The following is a 26,158-nucleotide window of genomic DNA, read 5'->3' as shown; positions in this document are numbered from 1 at the left end:
CCGGGTCATCAGGCACACGCGCCCCGGACGCGCCTCACACCGCCATCAACGGCGCGTCCTTGCGCCACTTCAGGATCTTGTCGAAGCTCACCACCGCGCCGCCCACACCCGGTTTGTTGCCGATGTGGACGTGGTCGGCGAGTTCCTGGATGAGGCACAGGCCGCGGCCGTTCTCGGCCTCGCTGGGGGCCGGGCGGACGGATTGCGTGCGGGCGAAACCGGGGCCGGAGTCCGCGACTTCGATACGACACTTCTCGCCGTCGAGGTACGCGGTGACCCGGTACGCCTCCGTGGGCGCGCCGTGCGCCGTGTCGCCGCCGTGCTCGACGGCGTTGGCGCACGCCTCGCTCAGGGCGACGGAGAGGTCGTAGGAGATGTCCGGGTCGACGCCCGCGGTCTCCATCGTGCCGAGAAACAGTCGCCGGGCGAGTGGCACGCTCGCGGCCTCGCGCCTGAGATGGAGTGACCACCAGATGCTCATGCTCCAGCCTCCCGGCCGCGGCTCGACATAGTGATACCTATTGCCGCCAGTGCCCCTGTGTAAGCACGGAGTTGACGTGATGCCGCCCATATGGGCGATGCGTCCCAAACGTAATTGGTGTATCCGGAGGTAGCTCACGCCGGAGAGTGATCTTTGTGACCTACGACACACTATGGCCTCGATGTTGCGGACCTGCCGTATGGCGGCGATAAGGCCGGTGCGATGATGAGCCCGCCATGACTGCCCCCCACCCACGTACGGCGCGCTCCGGAGGTGAACTCCGGGTCCTGAGGGCCGCGGTGTTCGCCGCGGTCTGTGTCGTGCTGGCCGCGGCCGGTCATGCGATCGCCTCCTGCGCCACCGTTCCGCTGTGGACACTGGGCGCGGGCTTCCTCGCGACCTTCCTCGTCGTGGCACCGCTCGCCGGGCGCGCGCGCTCGCTGCCGGGGATCGTGGTGCCGCTCGCGGTCGGACAGACCGTGCTGCACACGCTGTTCGGGCTCGGGCAGACGGCCACCACCACATCGACCGACTCCCTCTCGGCCTCCGACGCCACGCTCGTCGCGCGCGCCGCGCATCTCCTGTGCGGGACCACCGCCGCGGCGATCAGCCCGGCGCAGGCCCACCAGATCCTCAGCGACGCGAGGCTCCTGCCGACCTCGGGCTCGATGGGTTCGATGAGCGGCATGGGGTCGATGCATCACCCGGCGGACGCCATGTCCACCTCCGCCGCCTCCTCGATGTCGCTGTTCCCGTCCCTGTCCATGCTGCTCGGTCACGTCCTCGCGGCGCTCGCCGCGGGCTGGCTGCTGCGGCGCGGGGACCTGGCGCTGCTGCGCCTGATGGAACTGTCGGCGCACGGAGTCGCCGAAGGGGCGCTCGTACGGTCCCTGCGCGGGGCCCTCGCCCTGGTGCGCGCCCTGCGGGCCGGGCTGCCGGGGGCGCCCGAAGCGGGCCCGCGGCCGCGTCGTAGCGCCCTGTTCGCGCCGCCCGCGCCGCACACCACCGCGCTCCAGCACTCGGTGATCCGCCGCGGCCCGCCGGTCGCCGCCGCACACACCCTCGCCGCCTGACGCGACGCGACCACCACCCCCGCACTCCCTTCTGTTCTGTGCGTGGAGAGGCCGCCGTCGTGCGGCACACGCGCGTGCCCGTGTTCCTCAGCCGGGAAACCCCGATGCACCTGAGACACCACGCGCCCCTCTTCACCACCGGAACTCACTCGAACTCGAAGTGGAGTGCTCCCTTCCATGAAGTCCATGCAGTCTTTGAAGACCTCTCGTGTCGTCGCCGCCGCTGCCGTCGCCGGCTCGGCCGTCCTCGTGCTGTCCTCCCCCGCCTTCGCGCACGTCTCCGTGCAGCCGGAGGGCGCGGCCGTCAAGGGCGGCTACGCGGTCGTCGACTTCAAGGTCCCGAACGAGCGTGACGACGCCTCGACCACCAAGCTGGAGGTGAACTTCCCGACCGACCACCCGCTCGCCTCCGTGATGCCGGAGCCGATCAGCGGCTGGACCGTGAAGGTCACCAAGTCGAAGCTCGCCAAGCCCGCCGAGATGCACGGCGAGACGATCACCGAGGCCGTCACCAAGGTCACCTGGACCGCGACCGGCAAGGGCGTCGAGCCGGGCTACTTCCAGAAGTTCCCGGTCTCCGTCGGCATGCTGCCCACGGACGCCGACCAGCTCGTCTTCAAGGCGCTGCAGACGTACTCCGACAAGCAGGTCGTGCGCTGGATCGAGGTGCAGAAGGACGGCGAGGAGGAGCCCGAGAACCCGGCTCCCACCCTCACACTGACCTCCGCCTCGGCCTCCGGCGCGACCGCCGAGGACGCCTCCGAGAAGACCGAGACCACCGCCGCCGACTCCACCTCGTCGTCCGCCGACTCCTCCGACACCACCGCCCGCGTCCTCGGCGTGGTCGGCATCGCCGTCGGCGCGGCGGGCGTGGCGTACGGCGTTCTCGCCGGCCGACGGCGTACGACCGTCTGAGGCCCGTCCGCTCATGGTGCGCACAGGGGTCCGTGCGACTCTTGCGTACGACCCCGGTGCGCGCCGGAGCTCTCACAACTGGGACATTTCTCTATGCGCAAGAAGACGTTCGCGGCGGCTGTTCTGCTCGCCGCCGCCACCCTGACGCTCTCCGCCTGCGGAAGCGGCGACGACAGCACGAGCCCCGTCTCCGTGGTCTCCGAGGACACCGCGACCCAGGCCGCCACCGTGCTCGACACCCCGTTCGAGAAGCCGGACCTGGTCCTCACGGACACACACGGCAAGAAGTACGACTTCCGGGCGGAGACCAAGGGCCGGCCGACGCTGATCTACTTCGGCTACACCCACTGCCCCGACATCTGCCCGCTGACGATGAACAACATCGCCGTCGCCAAGAAGTCGCTGCCCAAGGCCGAGCAGGACAAGCTGCTGGTCGTGTTCGTGACGACCGACCCGGCGCGGGACACCCCCTCCGAGCTCGGCAAGTGGCTCAAGGGCATCGACACCCAGTTCGTCGGCCTGACCGGCGACTTCGCCACCATCCAGGCCGGCGCCCGCTCGATCGGCATCTCCATCGAGCCGACCTCGAAGGACAAGAACGGCAAGCTCGTCTCGGTCCACGGCACCCAGGTCGTCGCGTTCTCCCCGAAGACCAACGGCGGTTACCTGCTCTACGGCCAGGACACCACCGTCGACGACTACACCAAGGACCTCCCCAAGATCGTCAAGGGGGAGACGCCGTGAGGCAGTTCGCCGTGCCCGTCGCGGTGCTGACCGGCGCGCTGGTCCTCACCGGCTGCGGCGGCTCGGACGACGCGAAGGCCCAGCTGTCCGTCAACTCGGCCTACATGCCCCAGCCGGTCTCGGACATGGCGGCGGGCTTCCTGGACATCGCCAACAAGGGCGGCGCGAAGGACGAGTTGACCTCTGTCACCAGCGACCTCGGCCCGGTCTCCGTGCACGAGACCGTCGGCCAGGCGATGGAGGAGGTGAAGTCCCTCGCTGTGCCCGCACACGGTCAACTCGTGTTCAAGAGCGGGGGCAACCACCTGATGTTCGACAAGCTGAAGCACACGCTGAAGCAGGGCGACAGCGTGACCGTGAAGCTGCACTTTGCCAAGTCCGGCCCTCTCACGGTTGAGATGCCCGTGAAGTCGGCGACGTACAACCCCACGACCGGGCACTGAGGGAGGGACCCCACCTTGAAGACGACCATCACCCCCCGCGTCCGCAATCTGGTGCTGCTGCTCCTGGCTGTCACCGCCATGCTCTTCGCCGGGGCGGGTACCGCCTCCGCGCACGCCGCGCTGACCGGCAGCGACCCCAGTTCGGGGGTGGTGGTCGACAAGGCTCCGACGCAGATCTCGCTCACCTTCTCCGAGAAGGTGTCGACGAACGACGACTCGCTGCGCGTGCTCAACCCGAAGGGCAAACGCGTCGACGTCGGCAAACCGTCCAACATCAGCGGTACGACGTACGCCATCCAGGTCCGCAGTGGCCTGCCCGACGGCACCTACACGGTGGCCTGGCAGGTCGTGTCGGCCGACAGCCACCCCGTCGCCGGCGCCTTCACCTTCTCCGTCGGCGCCCCCTCCAAGACCACCGTCTCGGTCTCCGACCAGGACGTCGGCGGCGGGCTCGTCGGCGGGCTGTACGGCTTCGGGCGCTACATGTCGTACGCCGGCTTCATCGTCATGGTCGGCGGCGCCGCCTTCATCCTGGCCTGCTGGCAGCGGGGCGCCGGAGTGCGCGCCCTCCAGCGGCTGGTGGTCTCCGGCTGGGTCTCGCTGACCGCGGCCACGCTCTGGCTGCTGCTCCTGCGCGGCTCGTACTCGACCACCGGCAAGGTCGGCGACATCTTCGACCTGAACCTCCTCGGGCAGGTCCTCCAGACCAAGACCGGCGCGGCCCTCGTCTCCCGGCTGCTTCTCCTCGCCGCCGCCGCGCTGTTCATCGCCGTGCTCTTCGGGGCGTACGACAAGCGGGAGGACGAGGAGAAGCGGGACCTCACCTTCGGTCTCGCGATCGGCGGCGGTGTGGTGGCCGCCGGGCTCGCGGCGAGCTGGGCGCTGGCCGAGCACGCCTCGACCGGACTGCAGCCGGGCATCGCGATGCCCGTCGACGTCGTCCACCTGCTGGCCGTCGCGACCTGGCTCGGCGGCCTCTCCGCCCTCCTCGTCGCGCTCTACCGGGCGCCCGCCGACAACCTCGTCGGGCGGACGGCCGTACAGAACTTCTCGCGCATCGCCTTCGGGAGCGTCCTCGCGCTCGTCGCGACCGGCATCTACCAGTCCTGGCGCCAGCTCGGCTCCTGGTCGGCGTTCACCGACACCGGCTACGGCCAGCTGCTGCTCGTGAAGATCGGCCTCGTGGCGCTGCTCGTCGGCATCGCGTCGATCTCGCGACGCTGGACGGGACGGCTGGCGGAGACCACCGCGACGGCCGGGACAGTCGTCGAGGAACGCACGCCGGAGAAGGAGAAGGCGCACGCCAGCGCGTCCACGACGGCTGCCGACTCCAGCGCTACGGCGTCTGCCGCGGCCAGTGCCTCCAGCGCTACGACCTCCACCGCGGCCGGTACCTCCAGCGCGTCCGCCAAGGCCGGCGTCTCCGGCGCCACGACCTCCGCGAGGACCGGCGTCTCCAGCGCCACGACCTCCGCCGAGGGCGATTCCGATGCGGCCGTGTCCGCCAGCGGCGGCGACTCCGAGGCGCCCGGCGGTTCCAAGCGCGCCGCCCAACTCGCCCGCCAGCAGGCCGCCGTGGACTCCACCCGGCAGAAGCGGCTGCGGGACGCCGACCCGGTCCGCTTCGGGCTGCGCCGCTCGGTGCTCGCCGAGGCCGCCGTCGCGGTCGTCGTCCTCGCCGTCACCACGGCCCTGACGGCCACCGAACCGGGCCGCACGGAGGAGGACGCCAAGGCGGCCAAGTCCTCGTCCTCGTCCTCTTCTTCGTCGTCCGCCGGCGCGCTGACCCTGGACATGTCGTTCGACACCGGGGGCACGGACGGCAAGGGCGTCATACGCCTCGACCTCGACCCCGCGCGCGTGGGCGGCAACGAGATGCACGTCTATGTGCAGCGCCCCAACGGCCGGGCCTTCGACGTCCCCGAGGTGAAGGTCGCCTTCACCCTGGCGGCGAAGAAGATCGGCCCGCTGCCCGTGACGCCCGACCGCATCACCACCGGGCACTGGGCCGCGAACGGAATCCAGATCCCCATGGCGGGCGACTGGAAGATCTCGGTGACCGTGCGGACCTCCGACATCGACCAGACGACCGTCGACAAGAACGCGCAGATCGGCTGAACCACGCCATGCCTGACCAGTCCATTCCCGAGGCCCGCATCGCAGAGGCATCCCCCGGGGAGGCCGTTTCCGAAAACGCCTCCCCAGGGGAGGGCATTTCCCGCCGACGGCTCCTCGGTACGGCCGGTGCCACCGGGCTCGTGCTCGGTGCGGCGGGCGGGGCCGTGGGGTACGCGTCCGCGCCCGCCGGGGCCACACCGCTGACCTCGCTGGGCGAGGACATGGCAATGTTTCACGGGAAACATCAGCCCGGCATCACCGAGGGCCTCCAGGCGCGCGGCCACCTCGTCGCCTTCGACCTGGCGGCGGGCGCGAGCCGCAAGGAGGCGGCGGCCCTGCTGCGCCGCTGGTCGACGACCGCCCAGCGGCTGATGGCGGGCGAGGCGGCGGCGCAGGACGACACGGATGTCGCCCGGGACGCGGGGCCCTCGTCGCTGACGATCACCTTCGGCTTCGGCAACTCCTTCTTCTCCCGTACGGGGCTGGAGAAGCAGCGGCCTGTCTCCCTCGACCCGCTGCCCGACTTCTCCTCCGACCACCTCGACAAGGCGCGCAGCAACGGCGACCTGTGGGTGCAGATCGGCGCCAATGACGCGCTGGTCGCCTTCCACGCCCTGCGCACGATCCAGAAGGACGCGGGCAGCGCGGCCAAGGTCCGCTGGCAGATGAACGGCTTCAACCGGACGCCGGGCGCCACGGCCCACAAGATGACGGCCCGCAATCTGATGGGCCAGCTCGACGGCACCCGCAACCCCAAGCCGACCGAGTCCGACTTCGACAAGCGGATCTTCGTGCCGGCGTCCGGTTCGACCGACCCGGCGTGGATGGCGAACGGCTCCTACGCCGTCGTACGCCGGATCCGCATGCTTCTCGACGACTGGGAGAAGCTCTCGGCCGGCGCCCAGGAGAACGTCATCGGGCGCCGCAAGTCCAACGGCGCCGCGCTGTCCGGGGGCGGCGAGACGACCGCGATGGACCTGGAGAAGACCGACGCGAAGGGCGCCCTGGTCGTCCCCATCAACGCGCACGCCCGGATCGCCCGCCCCGACCAGAACGGCGGCGCGGCGATGCTCCGGCGCCCCTTCTCCTACCACGACGGCATCGCCGCCGACGGCACCCCGGACGCCGGGCTCCTCTTCGTGTGCTGGCAGGCGGACCCGCTGCGCGGCTTCGTCACCGTGCAGCGGAAACTCGACCGCGGGGACGCCCTGTCGACGTACATCCGGCACGAGGCGAGCGGCCTGTTCGCGGTGCCGGGCGGGGCGGCGGAGGGCGAGTACGTGGGGCAGCGGCTGCTGGAGGGGTGAGGCCGTCGCCCTCACGAGTGGCCCATCGAGGAAGCGTGCGCCCGGTTTCGCAAGGCCCATTAGGGTGAGGTCATGCCAGCCAGCTACGCGTATCTCGGCCCTGAGGGCACCTTCACCGAAGTCGCCCTGCGGACGCTTCCCGAGGCGGCCACCCGGGAGCTGATCCCCTACGTGTCGGTGCAGTCCGCGCTGGACGCGGTGCGCACCGGCGAGGCCGAGGCCGCGTTCGTGCCGATCGAGAACTCCGTCGAGGGCGGCATCACCACCACCCTGGACGAGCTGGTCGCCGGTGCGCCGCTGATGATCTACCGCGAGGTGCTGCTGTCGATCACCTTCGCGCTGCTGGTCAGGCCGGGCACGAAGCTCTCCGACATCAAGACGGTCTCCGCTCACCCCGCCGCCCAGCCGCAGGTCCGCAACTGGATGAAGGCGAACCTCCCGGACGCCCTGTGGGAGTCGGCGGCCTCGAACGCGGACGCCGCCCGGCTGGTCCAGGAGGGCCGCTACGACGCCGCGTTCGCCGGTGAGTTCGCGGCCGCCCGGTACGGTCTCGAGGCCCTGGAGACCGAGATCCACGACGCGGAGAACGCGCAGACCCGGTTCGTCCTGGTGGGCAGGCCCGCCCGCCCGGCGGCCCCGACCGGCGCGGACAAGACGTCGGTCGTGATCTGGCAGCGCGACGACCACCCCGGCGGGCTGCGCGACCTGCTGGGCGAGTTCGCCACCCGGGGCATCAACCTCATGCTGCTGCAGTCCCGTCCGACCGGCGCCGGCATCGGCAACTACTGCTTCTGCATCGACGCCGAGGGCCACATCTCCGACCGCCGGGTCGCCGAGGCGCTGGCCGGGCTCAAGCGGATCTGTCTCCAGGTGCGCTTCCTCGGTTCGTACCCGCGCGCGGACGTCGGCGTGGACGGGGTGCGGCCGCTCTTCCCGGCCACCTCGGACGAGGATTTCCTGGCCGCGGCCGACTGGGTCGCGCACTGCCAGGACGGCCGTTTCTGACCGCTGGTACCTGTGTAGCGTCCCGGTACTACCTGCGTATCTTCGTTATCCACAGAAGTTATCCACAGGTCCGCTTCTCGACCTGGGGACAAGTCGACACCGACATGCGATCCAGTCGACAAATCTCCCTACAGGCCGTCGACTCGTCCACCGGGGCGTAGGTCACTCTTCGTCCACCTGTTTCCTTCGAGCAATCCTATGGAGCGACGCATTTCCACCCGAAAGTGGGTGGGAGGTGCGTTTGGGGCAGGAATTACCCGTCGCGCGAAACCTTTTGGAAATGATCACTTCCGATGTCCACAGATCTTTCGCACACCCTGTGGATAACTCTTCCGGGATGTGGATTCCTGTGGACAACCGCGACCTCAAGTCCCGTTTCCCGCAAGGGATTCGGGTCAACAGGCCGCCACGCGCCTGCCCCGTTCCAGGGAGCGGGACGCCTTTTCATTGACACGCATCGACATGCGCGAACACTCTGCGCAATTACCCCATAACTGGATGTAAGCCGCAGTTCGTAATGCTGAGTCGTGAGCCGGAACCCGGCACCGGTAGCCTGTTCCGCGTGATTGACCTTCGCCTGCTCCGTGAGGACCCCGACCGTGTGCGCGCGTCCCAGCGCGCCCGTGGAGAGGATGTCGCGCTCGTCGACGCTCTCCTGTCCGCCGACGAGCGGCGCAGGTCGTCCGGCGTCCGCTTCGACGAGCTGCGCTCCGAGCAGAAGGCGCTCGGCAAGCTCATCCCCAAGGCCTCCGGCGACGAGAAGGCCGAGCTGCTCAAGAAGACGGGCCAGCTCGCCGCCGACGTCAAGGCGGCCGACGCCGAGCAGCACGAGGCGGACGAGGAGACCAAGCGCCTCGCGCTCCAGCTCGGCAACCTCGTGCACCCCGACGTGCCCGTCGGCGGCGAGGAGGACTTCGTCGTCCTGGAGACGCACGGCACGATCCGCGACTTCGCCGCCGAGGGCTTCGAGCCCAAGGACCACCTGGAGCTCGGCGAGGCGCTCGGCGCCATCGACGTCGAGCGCGGCGCGAAGGTCTCCGGCTCGCGCTTCTACTACCTCACCGGCGTCGGCGCCCTCCTGGAGCTGGCGCTCGTCAACGCGGCGATCGCGCAGGCCACGGAGGCCGGCTTCATCCCGATGCTGACCCCGGCGCTGGTCCGCCCGCGCGCCATGGAGGGCACCGGCTTCCTCGGCCAGGCCGCGGAGAACGTGTACCACCTGGAGAAGGACGACTTCTACCTGGTCGGCACCTCCGAGGTCCCCCTCGCGGCCTACCACATGGACGAGATCCTCGACGCGGAGAAGCTGCCGCTGCGCTACGCGGGCTTCTCCCCGTGCTTCCGCCGCGAGGCCGGCACCTACGGCAAGGACACGCGGGGCATCTTCCGCGTGCACCAGTTCGACAAGGTGGAGATGTTCTCGTACGTCCTCCCCGAGGACGCGGAGAACGAGCACCAGCGGCTCCTGGACTGGGAGAAGCAGTGGCTCACCGCCCTCGAACTGCCCTTCCAGGTCATCGACGTGGCCTCGGGCGACCTGGGCTCGTCGGCGTCCCGCAAGTTCGACTGCGAGGCGTGGATCCCCACCCAGGGCAAGTACCGTGAGCTGACCTCGGCCTCCAACTGCGACAGCTTCCAGGCCCGCCGGCTGTCCGTGCGGCTGCGCGACGGCAAGAAGGTGCAGCCGCTGGCCACGCTCAACGGCACGCTGTGCGCCGTACCGCGGACGATCGTGGCGATCCTGGAGAACCACCAGCTCCCCGACGGATCCGTGCGCGTGCCCGAGGTGCTGCGTCCCTACCTGGGCGGCCGTGAGCTGCTGGAGCCGATCGCCAAGTGAGCACCGGCTTCCCGTACAAGCTGATCGCGACCGACCTCGACGGAACGCTCCTGCGCTCCGACGAGTCGGTCTCCCCGCGCACCCGCACCGCCCTCGCGGCGGCCGCGGAGACCGGCGCCGCGCACATCGTGGTGACCGGCCGCGGGGTCCCCTGGACCCGGCACATCCTCGACGACCTCGGCTACGAGGGCCTCGCGGTCTGCGGCCAGGGCGCCCAGGTCTACGACGCCGGGGAGCACCGCCTGCTGACCTCGGTCACCCTGGACCGCCAGCTCGCCGGTGTGGCACTCGCCAAGATCGAGGCGGAGGTCGGCCCGCTGTACCTCGCGGCGAGCCGGGACGGCCTGGACGGCGAGGTGCTGGTCGGCGACGGGTACGCGGTCACGGGCTCGTTGCCGTCGACGCCCCTCTCGGACGTGTCCGAGCTGTGGGCGGCGCCGCTGAACAAGATCTACATCCAACACCCGACCCTCACGGACGACCAGCTCGCCGAGGCGGCGCAGCGGGCCGCGGGCGGTTTCGTCTCGGTCGCGATGGCCGGCGCGGGGATCGTCGAGCTCCTCCCGCTCGGCCTGTCCAAGGCCACGGGGCTGTCCCTCGCGGCCCGCCGTCTGGGTCTGAAGTCCGCCGACACGATTGCCTTCGGCGATATGCCCAACGACATCGCGATGTTCGCCTGGGCGGCCCACAGTGTGGCGATGGCCAACGCGCATGAGGAACTCAAGGCGGTGGCCGACGAGGTGACGTCTTCGAATGAGGAGGACGGGATCGCGGTGGTGTTGGAGCGACTGCTGGGCTGAGGTCGTCGTATGGCTGCGCGCCGGTGGGGGCTGGTCGCGCCCACGCGGCGGAGCCGCAAGTCGACACGGCCCCGCGCCCCTTGGGTGGGACCACGTGCCCCGGGTTGGAGTGCCGCCCGGTCCCAGTGACGACGTCTTGCGGAGGATGCACGGATCGAACGTGCGCGGGCTTTTCAACCCGACCATGGCTTAGCAAGCCAGTGCCTTACCACTCGGCCAATCCTCCGGGAGGGCGGCCCACGCGATAATGAGTCGCGTGCTCGAAGCGGCCGCCCCGGGCAGCTCCCCGTGGTGGGCGACTCGACGGAGGGTAACTACTCCGGAGACCGCCGCGGGCTGCCCTGAAGGGAGTTGGACGTCCTGTCGTGCATCGACATCGTCCAGCTCCTCTCCCAGTCAGTGGCGCCAGCTGATCCGGCGTCGACACAACAACTGTGCCTGTAAGCCGAGTTGGACGCCACTCAATTAACCAGGGCTCAGGCAAGTGCCCCATAGGGGCGCGGGGAACTGCGCGACCAGCCCCCCACCGGCCCGCAGAAAACGACTACGCGCCCGGCAAGAACCCCTACCGCCGCCGCCACTTCCGCCGCCGAGCCTTGCTGAAGAACCACCCAGCAGGCGGCTCGTCCGAGCGCCACGGCTGCGGCTCGGGCGCCTCCGCGCGCCAGCGCGCCGCGAGCATCCGGGCCCGGGCGGACGGCTCGGCCGTCTCGGCGGACCGTATGAAGTCGTCGTCCAGGACCAGCTTGTCCCAGCCGTCGCCGGACTCCGCCTGTCCGCCGCCGTACGTCGCCTCTCCGGCCATCCCCGTTCCTCCTAGCCGTGCGTCCCGTTTGCCCAGTGTGCCCGGACGGAGATGAAGCCCCCGTCAAGATCAGGACCTGTCATTCCTCGCCGGCGAGCTTCAGCGAGCGCAGCTTCTGGCCCGCGTACCAGGTGGCTCCGGCGGTGACCGCGACGAGGAACACCGTGGCCGTGGTCAGTCCGACGTCCGAGGTGACCAGGTCTCCGCCGGCGACCTTGTGGGCGACGGCCAGGGACCACTGCTGGACGCTGAGCGTGCGGGCGCCGGCGACCAGGGAGCCGAACAGGGCTTCCCAGACGAGGGCGTAGACGAGTCCGAAGACCACCGCGTGCCGGGAGACCGTGCCGAGCAGCAGGAAGAGCGCCGCGTAGGCGATGGAGGCGACCAGGGCGGCCACCGTGTAGGCGACGGCGATCTGCTGGCCGTTGCCGTTCAGGATGAGGCCGGCGATCAGCATGGGGACCGCCGAGAACACCATGGTGACGGCGACCGCCACGATCAGCTTGGTGAAGATGATCGTGGGCCGCTTCAGCGGCTTGGACAGCAGGTACACCACGGAGCCGTCGTCGATCTCCGGTCCGATCGCGCCGGTGCCCGCGATGACGCCGATGATCGGCACCATCGTGGCGAGGCCGAGCCCGCCCAGGACGTCGACCGCTGTCTGGTCGTCGGCGCCGGTGAGGCCGCGCACCACTACGGAGATCATGATCAGCAGGAAGGGCAGGGCGCCCAGGATGAGGGCCCGGCGCCGGCCGAGCAGGGCCCGGTAGGTGAGTCGGGCGACTGTGGGGTCGTACATCTCTTGGCCTCCTACGCCGCGACGAGATACGAGAAGACGGACTCGAGGGACTCGTCGGACGGCGAGACCGTGAGCAGCCGGATGCCGTGGTCCTTGGCCACCCGGGGCAGCAGGACCGTGAACCGGCCGAAGTCGACGGCCTGGACGCGCAGCGCGCCCTCGGCGAGGTCGACCTCGATGCCGGACGTCGACGGGTCGGCGATCAGCGCGGCCGCGAGGGCGCGGTCGTCGCTGGAGCGGACCAGGTAGCGGTGCGGGCGGTCGGTCATCAGGCGGCGGATCTTGCGGAAGTCGCCGCTGGCCGCGTGCCGTCCGGCCACCACCACCTCGATGTGCCAGGCGAGTTGCTCGACCTCTTCGAGGATGTGGGACGAGAACAGCACCGTGCGGCCCTCGTCGCCCATCCGCCGCAGCAGGTCCATGAGCTGCATGCGCTGGCGCGGGTCCATGCCGTTGAACGGCTCGTCCAGGAGGAGCAGCGACGGGTCGTGCACCAGGGCGCTGGCCATCTTCACGCGCTGGCGCATGCCCTTGGAGTACGTGGAGATCTTGCGGTCCTGCGCGTACTCCATCTCGACCGTGGCCAGCGCCTTCTGGGCCGCCTTGGCGCCGAGGCCGTGCAACTCGGCGTTGGCGACGACGAATTCGCGTCCCGTAAGGAAGTCGTACATCGCCTCGCGCTCGGGGACGATGCCGATGTGCTTGTAGATCTGTTCGTTGCGCCAGACCTGCTGGCCGTCGAGGGTGACGGTGCCGGTGGAGGGGGCGAGGAAGCCGCCCATCATGTTGATGAGGGTGGACTTCCCGGCGCCGTTGGGGCCGAGGAGTCCGGTGACGCCGGGACCGACGTTCATGGTGATGTCGTTGACGGCGACCACGTTGCCGAACCAGCGGGAGACGTGGTCGATGGAGAGCGTGGTCACAGGCCCACCTTCCGGTAGCGGCGGATCAGGAGGCCGTAGGTCGCGGCGATGAGGCCCAGGACGGCGAGGACGTAGACCACGCCTTCGGCGTGGCTGGGGCCGACGCCTCCGGGGAACGCCGAACTCGCGCCCAGGAAGGCCGACTGCAGGCCGTCGATGAGGGTGACGGGCGAGAAGAGGCCGATCCAGGGGATGGCGCTCGTGGAGTTCTGCGCGTCGGCGATCGCCTGGAGGGTGGAGACGGCGCCGGAGGAGATGGTCAGTACGGCAATGACGGCGGCGATGCCGAAGCCGCGGCGCGGGGTGACCGCGGCGATGACCAGGCCGATGCCGGCGAAGAGCAGCGAGAGGAGGGTCACGGAGACGAGTCCCTGGGCGAAGCCCTTGGTCTGGTCGGCGAAGTCCAGCTTGGCGAGCAGGGCGCCTACGTAGAGCACGATCAGCGGAGCCCCGGTCAGGATGAGCATGGCCGAGGCCAGGGCCGCGAACTTGGCCCGCACGTAGTCGGCGGTCTCGATCGGCCGCGAGAAGTACAGCGGCACGGTCTTGAAGCGCAGGTCGCGCGAGACCGACTGGGGTGCCTGTGAGGCGACGTAGAGGCCGATGACGGCCTGCATGATGATCGCGTAGCGCGTGTAGTCGACGGGCAGTTCCTTGGCCTTCGTGGCGACCGCGACGGCCACCATGATGGCCGCGGGCACGCACATGACCACGAACAGCAGCATCGGCAGCACCTTGGACTTCACCGAGCGGCCGAGGCCGTAGGAGCCGCGCAGGGACTGCGAGTAGAGGGAGCGGCGGGCGTAGGCGCGGCCCAGGCGGGGGCCGTCGTAGTGGCGGTAGCCGATGTTGTGGATACGGGTCTGGTCGCCCGGCTGGGGGACCAGGGGCTGGTCAATTGCCATGGCCTACGGCCTCCTTCCGCTCTGCGTCGTGGCCGGCGCCCGTGTCGGTGCCGGTGTCGGTGAAGACCTCGGAGATGTGGTGCCTGCGCTGCTCCATACGCACCAGTCCGAGGCCGAGGTCCGCGATCGCGTCCCGGACCACGTCGTACGTCTCCTCGCCCGTGGCCGTCAGGAGGAGGACGTGGCCCGCGCCGGGCAGGCCGCTGCCGTCATGGGTGTCCACCCCGCGCGCGTGGAGCGCGTCGCGCACCGCGCGGGTGCCGTCCGGGTGCTCGTCGGTGTCGGTGACCTCGATCGCCAGGGTCGTCGTGGTCTGGGTGAAGTCCGTGGTGGAGCTGGAGCGCAGGAGCTTGCCTCCGTCGACCACGATCACGTGGTCGCAGGTGCGCTCCAGCTCGCCCAGCAGGTGCGAGGTCACCAGGACCGAGATGCCGAAGTCGGTGTGGATACGGCGGATGAGGCCGAGCATCTCGTCGCGGCCGACCGGGTCGAGGCCGTTGGTCGGCTCGTCCAGGAAGACCAGCTGCGGGTCGTGGACGAGGGCCTGCGCGAGCTTGACGCGCTGCTTCATGCCCGTCGAGTAGCCGCCGATGGGGCGGTAGCGCTCCTCGTACAGACCGACATGGCGCAGGGTGTCCGCGGTGCGCTCGCGGGCCGCGGTGGGCGGCAGGCCGGACATGCGCGCCATGTGGACGACGAACTCGGTGGCCGAGACGTCGGGCGGCAGACAGTCGTGCTCCGGCATGTACCCGACGCGCTCGCGGATGTCGGCACCCTTGGTGGCGACATCGAGGCCGAGCACTTCGGCTCGGCCCTCGGAGGCGGGGGACAGCCCCAGCAGGATCTTGATCAAGGTTGACTTGCCGGCTCCGTTGGCACCGACGAGCCCCGTCACACCGGGTCCGACGTCCACGGAGAGCCGGTCAAGCGCGGTCACCCGTGGGAACCGCTTGCTCAGGCTTTCGGTCGCGATCACAGTCACGTCTACGAAGGTAGTGACGCGGACCACTGCGGTCGTCACCCCGCAGAGCTGTACTCGCGTCAGACTCCAGGCGTACGGGTCCGTAGGGGATGCCCCTACTTGAGAGCTACGCGACCGGCCCTCGCGGTTGTCCACAGGTAGAGATCACACCTATTGACGCAGCCTCTAACAACTGTCACATTCACGAGTGTCAAGTTACGAGCACGTACCGCAGTCGGTGTGGACAGGTGGGGCGGTGGCATGACTACGGCGGTGACACGCGAACTCTCCGCGGAGCTGCGGGGGTTCAGGGAGGTCCAGCGGCTGGCGTACGAATGCGCCGAGGCCGTGGCGGCCCGGCTGGAGCCCGGGGTGACCGAGCGCGACGCGGCGCGGATGCAGCGGTCGTGGCTGCGCGCGCGGGGTGTGAGCGACTGGTTCCATCTGCCCTTCGCCTGGTTCGGCGACCGCACGGCGTTCACGAACTTCCGGGTGCCGCTGCAGTTCTTCCCCACGGGCCGCCGGCTCGAGCCCGGGATGCCGTTCATCCTGGACATGGCCCCCGTGTACAAGGGCTTCACGGCCGACATCGGCTACTCGGGCTCCCTGGGCGCCAACCCGGTGCAGGACCGGCTGATGGCCGACCTGGAGGCGCACCGCGCGCTGCTCCTGCGCGAGGTGCGCGAGCGGCGCCCGCTGCGCGAGATCTACGAGGATGTGGACCGCCTCATGGTCCGCCAGGGGTACGCCAACCGGCACCGCGCGTATCCCTTCGGAGTGATCGCGCACAAGGTCGACCGGGTCGCCGAACGCCCTTGGTCCCCACGGGTGTTCGGGTTCGGCACGCAGTCCCTGAAGGGTCTCGCGAGCGACGCGCTGCACGGCCACCGCGACGGCTGGTCCCCGCTCTGGTCGCCGTACCGCTTCTCCGACCATCCCCCGCACCCGGGCCTGTGGGCGGTCGAACCGCATCTCGGATTCCGCGGCACGGGCGCCAAGTTCGAGGAGATCCTGGTCGTCACCGACTCCAGGGACCCCGAACAGAGCGCCTTCTGGCTCGACGACGATCTGCCGCACGTGCGGCGCTGGGCGGAGGACAAATGACGCTTGAGGGTGCGCGCGAGCGCTGGGTGCGGACCGGCGGAGTCGAGCTGTGCGTGGCCGAGTTGGGGGACCCCTCGCGCCCCACGGTCGTCCTGGTGCACGGCTACCCCGACAGCAAGGAGGTGTGGTCCGAGGTCGCGTCCCGCCTCGCGGACCGCTTCCACGTCGTGCTCTACGACGTCCGGGGCCACGGCCGGTCGACGGCACCGGAGCCGCTGCGGGGCGGGTTCACCCTGGAGAAGCTCACGGACGACTTCCTGGCGGTCGCGGACGCGGTCAGCCCGGACCGGCCGGTGCACCTCGTAGGGCACGACTGGGGCTCGGTGCAGTCCTGGGAGTTCGTCACGGTCGAGCGCACGGTGGGCCGGATCGCCTCCTTCACGTCGATGTCCGGGCCGTCCCTCGACCACTTCGGGCACTGGATCAACAAGCGCCTGACCCGGCCCACCCCACGCCGCGTCGGCCAACTCCTCGGCCAGGGCGCCAAGTCCTGGTACGTGTACCTGCTGCACACGCCCGTGCTGCCCGAACTCGCCTGGCGCGGCCCCCTGGGCAAGCGCTGGCCGAAGATCCTGGAACGCGTCGAGAAGGTCCCCAGCGGCGACTACCCGACCCCGTCGCTCCCCACGGACGCGGCCCACGGCGCCTGGCTGTACCGCGACAACATCCGCGCCAGGCTTCGCAGGCCACGCCCCGACGCGTACGCGCACGCGCCCGTGCAGCTCGTCACGCCCCTCGGGGACGCGTTTCTCTCCGAGAAGCTCTACGACGAACTGGAGCTGTGGGCGCCGGGGGCGGTGCGCCACACGCTGCCCGCCAAGCACTGGATCCCGCGCACCCGGCCCGATCAACTGGCGTCCTGGATCACGGAGTTCGTGACCACCCATGAAGGCGAGCGGCCCAGGTCGACGCCGGCGACCGGCAAGTACGTCGAGCGGTTCGGCGGGCAGCTCGTGCTGGTCACGGGCGCGGGCAGCGGCATCGGGCGGGCCACGGCGTTCGCGTTCGCCGAATCCGGCGCACGCGTGGTGGCCGTCGACCGGGACACGGAGAGCGCGGCCCGTACCGCCGAACTCGCCCGGCTGATCGGCGCCCCCGAGGCCTGGGCCGAGACGGTCGACGTCTCCGACGAGCAGGCCATGGAGAAGCTCGCCGCGAAGGTCGCCGCCGAGTACGGCGTGGTGGACGTGCTCGTGAACAACGCCGGAATCGGACTCTCCGGTTCCTTCTTCGACACCACCCCGGAGGACTGGAAGAAGGTCCTGGACGTCAACCTGTGGGGGGTGATCCACGGCTGCCGCCTCTTCGGGAAGCAGATGGCCGACCGCGGCCAGGGCGGCCACATTGTCAACACGGCCTCGGCGGCGGCGTTCCAGCCCTCCAAGGTGCTGCCCGCCTACAGCACCTCCAAGGCCGCCGTACTGATGCTCAGCGAGTGCCTGCGCGCGGAACTGTCCGGCCAGGGGATCGGCGTCTCGGCGATATGCCCCGGCCTCGTCAACACCAACATCACCTCGACCGCGCACTTCGCCGGGGTCGACGCCGCCGAGGAGAAACGGCGCCAGAAGAAGTCGGCGCGGCTCTACGGAATGCGCAACTACCCGCCGGAGAAGGTCGCCGACGCGATCCTGCGGGCCGTCGTCCGCAACGAGGCCGTCGTACCCGTCACCCCGGAGGCGCGCGGCGCCCATCTGATGTCCCGGTTCGCCCCGCGCGCGTTGCGGGCGATGGCCCGCCTGGAGCCGCCGCTGTGACCTCCGAGAACGAGCAGCACGCGATCGCCCCGCGCCGGGTCTCCTTCGACTGGTCGCGTACACCGCTGCACTGGATACCGGACGAGCCGACCGCCACCCACGTCATCAACGTGCTGCATCTGCTGCTGCCGGCGGGGGAGCGGTGGTTCGTCAAGGTCTTCAAGGAGGGCCTGCCGCTGGTCAGGGACCCCGAACTCCGCGCGGACGTCAAGGGGTTCATGGGCCAGGAGGCCACCCACAGCGTCCAGCACGCGCACGTGCTGGACCACCTCGCGGCCCAGCGGCTCGACACCGCCGACTTCACCCGGCACGTCGACTTCCTCTTCGAACGGCTCCTCGGCGAACGCCCGCCGCTCGGCGCGCCGTTGCCGGAGCGGGAGTGGCTGCGCTTCCGGCTGGCGGTCGTCGCGGCGATCGAGCAGTTCACGGCGGTGCTGGGCGACTGGATCCTGGCCGCCGACGCCCTCGACCGGTCCGGCGCCGACGCGATCATGCTCGACCTGCTGCGCTGGCACGGCGCCGAGGAGGTCGAACACCGCGCGGTCGCCTACGACATGTTCCAGCACTGCGGAGGCCACGGCCTCCCCCGCTACGCCCGCCGCGTCGCCGGCATGGCGGTCACCGCGCCCGTGATGCTGTCCCTGTGGGCCTGGGGCACCGCCTACTTGATCCGCCACGACCCCCAACTCGCGGGCCGCGTCCGCTACTCGCTCACCGAGCACAACAGGGCCGTACGCAAAGGCCTGTTGCCCACCTGGCGATCGCTCGGCGCGGCCGTCCCCCGCTATCTGCGCCGCTCCTACCATCCGTCGCGGGAGGGGTCGTTGAACCGGGCGGTGGAGTACCTGAAGCGCTCACCGGCGGCTCGGGCGGGGGCTGCGTGAGGTCCGGGGTGGGCGGGGGCGGCGGACGCGGGGCGAGGGGAACGGTCGGCTCCGGCTCGGGGGCCGGGTCGGGTCCGGGCTCCGGACCCCGCGAGGCCGCCTACCGCATCGAGGACCTCGCGCATCTCAGCGGCGCCACCGTCCGGACGATCCGTGCCTACCAGGACCGCGGTCTGCTCCCCCGCCCCGAGCGGCGGGGCCGGGCCAACGTGTACGCCGACGTCCATCTCGCCCGGCTCCGGCAGATCGCGGACCTCCTCGACCGCGGCTACGGCCTGGCGTCCATCAAGGAGTTGCTGGACGCCTGGGACGCGGGCCGGGGGCTGGGCGGGGTGCTCGGGCTGGCCGCCGAGGTCGACGGACCGTGGACGGACGAGCAGGCGGTCCGGATCTCGCGTGCCGAGCTGGAGCAGCGGTTCGGCGGCAGCCCGGACGACGCGGCCGTCGCCGAGGCCGTCGAACTCGGCGTACTGGAACCGGTCCCCGGAGACACCGACTCCTTCCTCGTACCGAGCCCCCAAGAGCTGGCGGTCGCCGTCGAGTTGTACGCCTCGGGGGTTCCGCTCCCCGCGATCTCTTCCCACCTAAGGGAGTTGAGGGTCCAGGTCGAGCACATCGCCTCCCGTTTCCTGGAGTTCACCACCGAACACGTCTTCGCCCGCTACCTCGACGGTTCGCACCGTCCGACGGACGCGGATGCCACGGAGGCGGCCTCTCTCGTACGACGACTGCGGCCCCTCGCGCAGCAGACGGTGGACGCCGAACTCGCCCGGGCGATGCGCCTGTTCGCCAACCGTTCGCTGCGCCGGCACCTCGGTGCGGCGGAACCTTCACGCCCCGTGTCCTCGTCACGTTCCGTGGCCGTGCCCGAGACGACAATGCGGGCCGTGGAGGGGTTGGTTGGGACGGAGAAGGCGGGCGAGTTCATCGCGCTGGCGGCCGAACGGGAGCTGCGGGCAAGGGCGTTGGATGCGCTCATGCCAAGGGGTGGGCCCCCAGCTGATCTTGACGAACAGGTGTGACATGACAGGGAGTTGTCCACAGAATCGCCAATTCCCCTGTGGATAACTACAGTTGGTTGTGGATCAAACATCGGCCACAAAATAAAGTGCGTGATCCACGTCTCTCCCGTCATGCTGACCGGATGGATGAAAGACGCACCGTGAAGGTGTCGAAGTACCTCTCCAAGCATCTGCGCCATCAGCCCGAGCGGATCGGGCTCACCCTCGACGAGGCCGGCTGGGTCGAGATCGACACGCTGATCGCCGCCTGTGGCACACACGGGTTCCGGTTCAGCCGCGAGGAACTCGACCACGTGGTGGCCACGAACGACAAACGCCGCTTCGCGATCGAGGGCACCCGTATCCGCGCCAGCCAGGGCCACAGCATCGAGGTCGACCTCGGACTGCCCCCGGCCACCCCGCCGCCGTACCTCTTCCACGGCACGGTCGCACGCAACCTGGACGCGATCCGGGCCGAGGGGCTCCGGCCCATGAACCGCCACGCCGTGCACCTCTCCGCCGATCGGGAGACCGCGACCCGTGTCGGCGCCCGCCGCGGCCGCCCCGTCGTGCTCTCCGCGGACGCGGGCGCGATGCACAAGGACGGCCTGGTGTTCCGGGTCAGCGAGAACGGGGTGTGGCTCACGGAGGCGGTACCCGTGCGGTACCTGCGGTTTCCCGAGTCGCACTGACCCCCGCACGGCCCGAGACACCGAGAAGTACCGCCCCGGTATGGCTCCGGCCGCGTCACCCCCGGCATGATTCAGTGGTATGGACCACTTCCACAGCACCGAGGCCGCCGTCACCGCCCTACGCGCGATCGCGTCCGAGTACGGGCGCGAGATCGAGGTCACCCATGACATCGGCGCCGACCAGACCTCCCGCCGTACCTCCGCGGGGTTCGGCGTCACCACCGACCCGGACGGTTCGCTCCCGCACGAGGCCTTCGCCGAGTTCGGTGGAGTGCCCCGGGTGAGCGTGCGGCTCTATCCCGAGGACGACGCGCTGATCACGGTCGAGGGCATCGACTGCCCCGACATCGCCCGCGACGACGTCCCCGCCTTCCTCCGGTCCGTCTTCGACGGCCACGCCTATGTCAAGGCCCGCAGCTTCCCGCCCAGTTGCAACCTGGTCGTCCCCCTGCCCGGCGACCGGACGCACAAGGAGTGGATCTCGATGATCGTCCTCACACCGTGGCTGAACAGCCGCATACGGTGACGGTTTCACGTGAAACACGGACAGACGCCTAGCCTGGAAACCATGAACCTGCGCCTGAGCACCGTGATCCTCCCGTACCGCCGCTGGAACGAGGGGAGCCGCGAGTCCTGGCAGCGCGCGGAGCAGCTCGGCTTCCACACCGGTTTCACCTACGACCACCTGTCCTGGCGCACCTTCCGGGACGGCCCGTGGTTCGGCGCCGTACCGACGCTGACCGCCGCCGCGGCCGTCACCGAGCGGATGCGGCTGGGCACCCTGGTCACCTCGCCGAACTTCCGGCACCCGGTGACCCTCGCCAAGGAACTCATCACGCTGGACGACGTCTCCGACGGGCGGGGGACGCTGGGGATCGGTGCGGGTGGTACCGGGTTCGACGCCACCGCGCTGGGCCAGGAGCCGTGGACCCCGCGGGAGCGTGCCGACCGGTTCGGGGAGTTCGTGCCGCTGCTGGACCGGCTGCTCACCGAGGACTCGGTGTCGTACGTGGGGGACTTCTACTCGGCGCACGAGGCACGCAACATCCCGGGCTGTGTGCAGCGGCCCCGGCTGCCCTTCGCGGTGGCCGCCACCGGTCCGCGCGGGCTGAAGCTCGCCGCTCAGTACGGACAGGCGTGGGTGACCACCGGTGACCCCAAGCTGTTCGAGAACGGCACGCCTGAGCAGTCGGTTCACGCCATTCGCGGGCAGGTGGACAAGCTCGCCGACGCCTGTGCGGCGATCGGCCGGGACGCGGCCGGGATCGACAAGATCCTGCTCACCGGTTTCACCCCGGACCGCGGCCGTCCGCTGGAGTCCCTCGGTGCCTTCGTCGACTTCGCGGGCCGGCACCAGGAACTGGGCTTCACCGACATCGTGATCCACTGGCCCATCCCGGACTCCGACTTCGCCGCGGACGAGAAGATCTTCGAGCAGATCGCCATGGAGGCTCCGGCACAGCTCCGCTGAGTCGGCACCCCTGCCCCTGCCCCTGCCCCTGCCCCTGTCAGGAGCGTGGAGTACAACGGCCCTGGTAGGGGCGGTATCCACTCACCTGTGCACTCTCCCGCACAGCCGTACGGACATATGCGGGAGAATGGCCCGGTGACCTCAGCTACTCGACAGCCCGAGACCCCGGCCTCCGCCGTCCCGCCACGGCTGATCGCCACCGACCTGGACGGCACTCTGCTGCGTGACGACAAGTCGGTGTCCCCCCGCACGGTGGCGGCCCTGGCGGCAGCCGAGGAGGCGGGTGTCGAGGTCTTCTTCGTCACCGGCCGCCCGGCCCGCTGGATGGACGTCGTCAGCGACCACGTCCACGGCCACGGCCTGGCGATCTGCGGCAACGGCGCCGCCGTGGTCGACCTGCACGGCGGCCCCGGCGCCCACCGCTTCGTGAAGGTCCGCGAACTGGCCCGGGAGAACGCCCTCGACGCCGTACGCCTGGTGCGCGAGGCGGCGCCCGGGACGGTGTACGCGATCGAGCTGACGTACGGCTTCTACCAGGAGCAGGCGTATCCGAAGCTGCACATGGAGATACCGGACAGCCTCGCCACCGCCGAGAAACTCCTCGCGCCGGACGCCCCGGGGGCCGACGAGCCGGTGCTGAAGATCCTCGCGTTCCACCCCGAGCTGGACCCGGACGTCTTCCTGAACCTCGCCCGTCTCGCCCTCGGCGACCGCGCGAACGTCACCCGCTCCAGCCCCAGCGCCCTGCTGGAGATCAGCGGGCCCGGCGTCTCCAAGGCCAGCACCCTCGCCCTGTGCTGCGCGGAGCGCGGTATCGCGCCCGAGGAGGTCGTCGCCTTCGGGGACATGCCGAACGACGTCGAGATGCTCACCTGGGCGGGACGGTCGTACGCGATGGGCAACGCGCACCCCGACGTGCTCGCGGCGGCGTCGGGACGGACCGTCGACAACAACGAGGACGGTGTGGCGGTCGTGATCGAGCGGATGCTGGCCGAACGGCGGTAGCGGCGGCCGGCAGTAATTGGCGTCGTCCTGGAGCGCGCTCCTTACGCGAGCGACGAGTGCCCTAGCCGAGCGGGACTCCTCGCTGTGCCAGCCAGGGCAGCGGGTCGACCGCCGATCCCATGTCCGGGGTGACCCGCACCTCGAAGTGCAGATGCGGGCCGGTGGAGTTGCCGGTCGTGCCGGACTGGGCGATCCACTGGCCGGTGGTGACGCGGTCCCCCTGGTCGACGGTGACGGCGGCGAGGTGGGCGTACTGCGTGTAGTAGCCGCCCGGGTGCTCGATGACGATCTCGATGCCGAAGGCGCCTCCGCAGGACACCCGCACCACGCGACCCGCTCCGGCCGCCCGCACCGGCGTGCCGATGGGGACCGCGAAGTCCTGGCCGGTGTGCCGGTTCGCCCAGCGGGAGCCGCCGCTGCCGAAGCCCGCGGACAGTTCGACGGTCTCCACCGGCGCGACCCACGGGTCGGTGACCCGGATCGGCGGCTGGTCGAGGCGGACGGCGCCCCGGCAGCTGCCCGCCGCGACCGAGGCGTCCGCCTGGCCCTGCAACTGCCCACGCGCCTCCTCGAGTTTCCGCTGGATGCCCTGCTTCAGGTCGGCGAGTTCGGCGTTCCGTTTCTCCAGCGTCCGCCAGGCCGACGCGGCCTTCACCTCGTCACCGGCGAGCCGTGCCTCGGCCCGGTGGCTCCTGCCGATCGCGTTGCCGACGGCGAGATCCGCCTGGGAGAAGACGTGCTGATCGCGCATCAGGTCCTCGGGGCTGTCCGCGAGGATGATCCGGGCAGCCATCGGAATACCGCCTCCGCTGCGGTACTGGGCGCGGGCGATCCGGCCCAGGTCCTCGTGCAGCCGTGCGATCTCCCGCCGCTCGCGGTCCAGTTGAGCCTCGACCCGCTGGGCGCGGGCCCGTTGCGCGTCGGCCGCCTGCCGACCCGCCTCGTACCGCTGCGCCGCGACGGCCGCGTCCTGGTACAGCCGCGCCACCTCCCCGCTGGCACCGGCGGCAGTGTGGGTGTCGTCGTCGCCGGGGCGGGCCGCCAGGACGGCGAGCGCGCACAGCAGCACCGGAACGAGCAGCGGGTGACGGCGAGATGAGCGCATGTCAGCGATCGTGACCCGCGCGCGGGACGAAGGCCCTGTTCAAGTCGTACGCATGGGGGACGCGTTGCTGCGAACGGCTCAGCGGGAGCCACGGCGGGCAGGTGCCCGACAGGGCTCGACGGAAGCCACACCGGACGGGTGTCTGACGGGCTCAGCGGAAGCCACACCGGACGGGTGTCTGACGGGGCTCGGCGGGAGTCACGGCGGACAGAGTCCCGGCAGGGCTCAGCGGAAGCCGCACCCGACAGAGTCCCGGCAGGGCTCAGCCAAAGCCGCACCCGACAGAGTCCCGGCCGGGGCTCAGTGGGGCGCCTGCCACGCCACCGTCGTGCCGCCGCCGTCCTCGCCGATACCCGGGCCGTACCAGCTGTCGCCGCCCAGGGATTCGGCCCGGCGCTTGAGGTTCTTCAGGCCGCTGCGCCGACCGCCCGCGGGGATGCCGACGCCGTCGTCCGCGACGGTGAGCCGTACGCCGGGCCGGCCGTCCGGCAGGGTCGCGGTCGCGTCGACGACGACCTCGATCCGGGCCGCCTCCGCGTGCCGGAACGCGTTGGAGAGGGCCTCGCGCAGGGCCGCGATGAGGTTCTTGCCGGTGAGGTCGCCGACCGTCGTGTCGACCGCGCCGACGAAACGGTGCCCGGGCTTGAAGCCGAGCGGCACGGCCGCCATGTTGATCTCCCGCAGCACCCGCGTGCGCAGCCCGGAGGGCGCCTCGGCGGGGCCCTGCTGGAGCGCGAAGATCGCGGTGCGGATCTCCTGGATGGTGACGTCGAGTTCGTCGACGGCGTTGCCCACGCCGTGTCGCACCTCGGGGACGAGCGACCCGCGCTGGGCACTCTCCAGCATCATCCCGGTGGCGAACAGCCGTTGGATGACAAGGTCGTGCAGGTCACGGGCGATACGGTCGCGGTCCTCGTACACCGCGAGCCGTTCCCGGTCGCGCTGCGCCTCGGCCATCATCAGCGCGAGCGCGGCCTGCGAGGCGAACTGGATCGCGAGCGTGCGTTCCGCCTCCGTGAAGGGCCGCTCGCCCTGCGCGCGGGGTGTGACCAGGGCCCCCAGGACGCGCCCACCGCTCTGCAGGGGCAGCGCCATGATCGGTCCGTACGCGCGCGCGAGGGCGCTGATCATCCGGGGATCGGTGGCCGCGTCCGCCACGAACACCGGCTGTCCGTCGAGGAGTTGCGCGATGATCTCGCTGTCCGGCGCGACGACCCTGCCGAGCTGGTCCGACGGCTGTTCCGAGGACACGGCGACGATCTCCATGCCGCCCTCGGCGGCGGGCAGCAGCACGATCCCGGCCGCCGAACCGGAGAGCCTGCGGGCCCGTTCCGCGACGACCTGCAACGCGTCCTCGGCGTCCCCGCCGGACAGCAGCGCGGTCGTGACGGCCACCGACCCGTCGATCCACCGTTCACGCTGCTTGGCGGCCTCGTACAACCGGGCGTTGCCGATGGCGATACCGGCCTCGGTCGCCAGCACCCGGACCATGCTGACGTCGTAGTCGTTGAAGGGGTCTCCGCCGCGCTTCTCGCCCAGATAGAGGTTGCCGAAGACCTCCCCCGAGACACGGATGGGGACGCCGAGGAAGGCACGCATCCGCGGATGGTGCTCGGGGAAACCCCAGGACCGCGGATCCTCGGTCACATCAGTCAGCCGTACCGGATCGGGCTCCCGGATGAGCGCGCCGAGCAGGCCCGTGTGCCCGTCGGGCAGCCGCCCGATGCGCCGCGCGGTCTCCGCGCCGACGCCGTGGAAGACGAAGTCGGCGAGGGCGTCGCCGTCCTCGTCGACGACACCGATCCCCGCGTACCGGGCGTCCGTCAGCGTGGCCGCCGCCTCGCAGATCCGCTCCAGTGTGGAGTGCAGTTCGAGCCCGCTCCCCACGGACCGCATGGCCTCCAGCAACTGCGGGACGCGGAGGGCCAGTTCGGCCGAGAGTCCCGGGGCGGGTGGCGGCGGGGGACCGGGGCGCGGGGCGGCTGACATACATCGAGCCTAATTAGTCCCCTTTCTCACGGAA

The 26,158-nt window shown here is 70.5% G+C and carries 25 protein-coding genes and 1 tRNA gene; 17 read left to right on the top strand and 9 right to left on the bottom strand.

What is annotated here, in order from left to right; translation table 11 throughout:
* Positions 1–34: 34 nt before the first annotated feature.
* The gene (locus OG504_RS27510; RefSeq protein WP_019055063.1) at positions 35–481 is read right to left on the bottom strand and encodes an ATP-binding protein; all 447 of its coding nucleotides are present in this window, start codon (positions 479–481) and stop codon (positions 35–37) included.
* Positions 482–717: 236 nt separating this feature from the next.
* Between OG504_RS27510 and OG504_RS27505 the strand changes: the two genes are divergently transcribed.
* From OG504_RS27505 to OG504_RS27465, 9 genes are all read left to right on the top strand, one after another.
* Complete coding sequence (locus OG504_RS27505) at positions 718–1,554, top strand: hypothetical protein (RefSeq protein WP_405992211.1); 837 nt, start codon at positions 718–720, stop codon at positions 1,552–1,554.
* A gap of 177 nt (positions 1,555–1,731) precedes the next feature.
* Positions 1,732–2,469, top strand: coding sequence for a YcnI family protein (locus tag OG504_RS27500; RefSeq protein ID WP_405992210.1), 738 nt, complete (start codon positions 1,732–1,734; stop codon positions 2,467–2,469).
* A 93-nt stretch (positions 2,470–2,562) separates the two neighbouring features.
* Entirely contained in the window at positions 2,563–3,213 is a 651-nt protein-coding gene (locus tag OG504_RS27495; protein ID WP_405992209.1) for an SCO family protein, read from the top strand.
* A complete protein-coding gene (locus tag OG504_RS27490) occupies positions 3,210–3,656 on the top strand; it encodes a copper chaperone PCu(A)C (RefSeq protein ID WP_405992208.1) in 447 nt (148 codons plus the stop codon). Before OG504_RS27495 ends, OG504_RS27490 begins: the two co-directional genes overlap by 4 nt.
* Positions 3,657–3,671: 15 nt before the next feature.
* The gene (locus OG504_RS27485; protein ID WP_405992207.1) at positions 3,672–5,774 is read left to right on the top strand and encodes a copper resistance CopC/CopD family protein; all 2,103 of its coding nucleotides are present in this window, start codon (positions 3,672–3,674) and stop codon (positions 5,772–5,774) included.
* An 8-nt stretch (positions 5,775–5,782) separates the two neighbouring features.
* Positions 5,783–7,081, top strand: a complete 1,299-nt coding sequence (gene efeB / locus OG504_RS27480; protein WP_405992206.1) for an iron uptake transporter deferrochelatase/peroxidase subunit — start codon at positions 5,783–5,785, stop codon at positions 7,079–7,081.
* 72 nt (positions 7,082–7,153) lie between these two features.
* On the top strand, positions 7,154–8,086 hold the full coding sequence (gene pheA / locus OG504_RS27475; protein ID WP_033285492.1) for a prephenate dehydratase: 933 nt from the start codon (positions 7,154–7,156) through the stop codon (positions 8,084–8,086).
* A 562-nt stretch (positions 8,087–8,648) separates the two neighbouring features.
* On the top strand, positions 8,649–9,926 hold the full coding sequence (gene serS / locus OG504_RS27470; protein ID WP_405992205.1) for a serine--tRNA ligase: 1,278 nt from the start codon (positions 8,649–8,651) through the stop codon (positions 9,924–9,926).
* On the top strand, positions 9,923–10,726 hold the full coding sequence (locus tag OG504_RS27465; protein ID WP_405992204.1) for an HAD family hydrolase: 804 nt from the start codon (positions 9,923–9,925) through the stop codon (positions 10,724–10,726). Before serS ends, OG504_RS27465 begins: the two co-directional genes overlap by 4 nt.
* Before the next feature lie 139 nt (positions 10,727–10,865).
* On the opposite strand, the gene OG504_RS27460 is transcribed toward OG504_RS27465, so the two are convergent.
* The 6 genes from OG504_RS27460 to OG504_RS27435 all read right to left on the bottom strand — a co-directional run bounded on the left by OG504_RS27460 (position 10,866) and on the right by OG504_RS27435 (position 15,134).
* Positions 10,866–10,952: transfer RNA gene (locus OG504_RS27460), tRNA-Ser, on the bottom strand.
* Positions 10,953–11,291: 339 nt separating this feature from the next.
* The gene (locus OG504_RS27455; protein WP_405992203.1) at positions 11,292–11,531 is read right to left on the bottom strand and encodes a hypothetical protein; all 240 of its coding nucleotides are present in this window, start codon (positions 11,529–11,531) and stop codon (positions 11,292–11,294) included.
* A gap of 79 nt (positions 11,532–11,610) precedes the next feature.
* On the bottom strand, positions 11,611–12,330 hold the full coding sequence (locus tag OG504_RS27450; protein ID WP_365301098.1) for an ABC transporter permease: 720 nt from the start codon (positions 12,328–12,330) through the stop codon (positions 11,611–11,613).
* Between the two features lie 11 nt (positions 12,331–12,341).
* A complete protein-coding gene (locus tag OG504_RS27445; protein ID WP_366435073.1) occupies positions 12,342–13,253 on the bottom strand; it encodes an ABC transporter ATP-binding protein in 912 nt (303 codons plus the stop codon).
* Positions 13,250–14,158 (bottom strand): ABC transporter permease, encoded by a 909-nt coding sequence (locus OG504_RS27440; RefSeq protein WP_405992202.1) that lies wholly within the window; start codon positions 14,156–14,158, stop codon positions 13,250–13,252. Before OG504_RS27440 ends, OG504_RS27445 begins: the two co-directional genes overlap by 4 nt.
* Positions 14,148–15,134, bottom strand: coding sequence for an ABC transporter ATP-binding protein (locus OG504_RS27435; RefSeq protein WP_405996442.1), 987 nt, complete (start codon positions 15,132–15,134; stop codon positions 14,148–14,150). The genes OG504_RS27440 and OG504_RS27435 overlap by 11 nt, the downstream gene beginning before the upstream one ends.
* 246 nt (positions 15,135–15,380) lie before the next feature.
* Here OG504_RS27435 and OG504_RS27430 point away from each other — a divergent pair, with 246 nt between their 5' ends.
* From OG504_RS27430 to OG504_RS27395, 8 genes are all read left to right on the top strand, one after another.
* Complete coding sequence (locus tag OG504_RS27430) at positions 15,381–16,223, top strand: M24 family metallopeptidase (RefSeq protein ID WP_405992201.1); 843 nt, start codon at positions 15,381–15,383, stop codon at positions 16,221–16,223.
* Positions 16,220–17,977 carry an SDR family oxidoreductase gene (locus OG504_RS27425; protein ID WP_405992200.1) on the top strand — a complete coding sequence of 586 codons (1,758 nt, stop codon included), beginning with the start codon at positions 16,220–16,222 and terminating at the stop codon, positions 17,975–17,977. The genes OG504_RS27430 and OG504_RS27425 overlap by 4 nt, the downstream gene beginning before the upstream one ends.
* On the top strand, positions 17,974–18,861 hold the full coding sequence (locus OG504_RS27420; protein WP_405992199.1) for a metal-dependent hydrolase: 888 nt from the start codon (positions 17,974–17,976) through the stop codon (positions 18,859–18,861). The genes OG504_RS27425 and OG504_RS27420 overlap by 4 nt, the downstream gene beginning before the upstream one ends.
* Before the next feature lie 107 nt (positions 18,862–18,968).
* Positions 18,969–19,883: a MerR family transcriptional regulator gene (locus tag OG504_RS27415; protein ID WP_405996441.1), complete on the top strand. Its 915-nt coding sequence runs from the start codon at positions 18,969–18,971 to the stop codon at positions 19,881–19,883.
* A gap of 122 nt (positions 19,884–20,005) precedes the next feature.
* The gene (locus OG504_RS27410; RefSeq protein ID WP_405992198.1) at positions 20,006–20,554 is read left to right on the top strand and encodes an RNA 2'-phosphotransferase; all 549 of its coding nucleotides are present in this window, start codon (positions 20,006–20,008) and stop codon (positions 20,552–20,554) included.
* A 79-nt stretch (positions 20,555–20,633) separates the two neighbouring features.
* The gene (locus OG504_RS27405) at positions 20,634–21,080 is read left to right on the top strand and encodes a hypothetical protein (RefSeq protein ID WP_405992197.1); all 447 of its coding nucleotides are present in this window, start codon (positions 20,634–20,636) and stop codon (positions 21,078–21,080) included.
* 42 nt (positions 21,081–21,122) lie between these two features.
* Positions 21,123–22,025, top strand: a complete 903-nt coding sequence (locus OG504_RS27400) for an LLM class flavin-dependent oxidoreductase (RefSeq protein ID WP_405992196.1) — start codon at positions 21,123–21,125, stop codon at positions 22,023–22,025.
* 117 nt (positions 22,026–22,142) lie between these two features.
* Positions 22,143–23,030 (top strand): Cof-type HAD-IIB family hydrolase, encoded by an 888-nt coding sequence (locus OG504_RS27395; protein WP_405992195.1) that lies wholly within the window; start codon positions 22,143–22,145, stop codon positions 23,028–23,030.
* 61 nt (positions 23,031–23,091) lie between these two features.
* Here the strand turns inward: OG504_RS27395 and OG504_RS27390 are convergent, their stop codons facing one another.
* On the bottom strand, positions 23,092–24,135 hold the full coding sequence (locus tag OG504_RS27390) for a M23 family metallopeptidase (protein ID WP_405992194.1): 1,044 nt from the start codon (positions 24,133–24,135) through the stop codon (positions 23,092–23,094).
* A gap of 300 nt (positions 24,136–24,435) precedes the next feature.
* A complete protein-coding gene (locus OG504_RS27385; protein ID WP_405992193.1) occupies positions 24,436–26,124 on the bottom strand; it encodes a GAF domain-containing protein in 1,689 nt (562 codons plus the stop codon).
* Between the last annotated feature and the right edge of the window lie 34 nt (positions 26,125–26,158).

This window comes from Streptomyces sp. NBC_00986 (assembly GCF_045162565.1).
Classification (GTDB): Bacteria; Actinomycetota; Actinomycetes; order Streptomycetales; family Streptomycetaceae; genus Streptomyces.
Note: the sequence above shows the minus strand (reverse complement) of the source record. Positions and strands in the feature narration are given on the sequence as shown.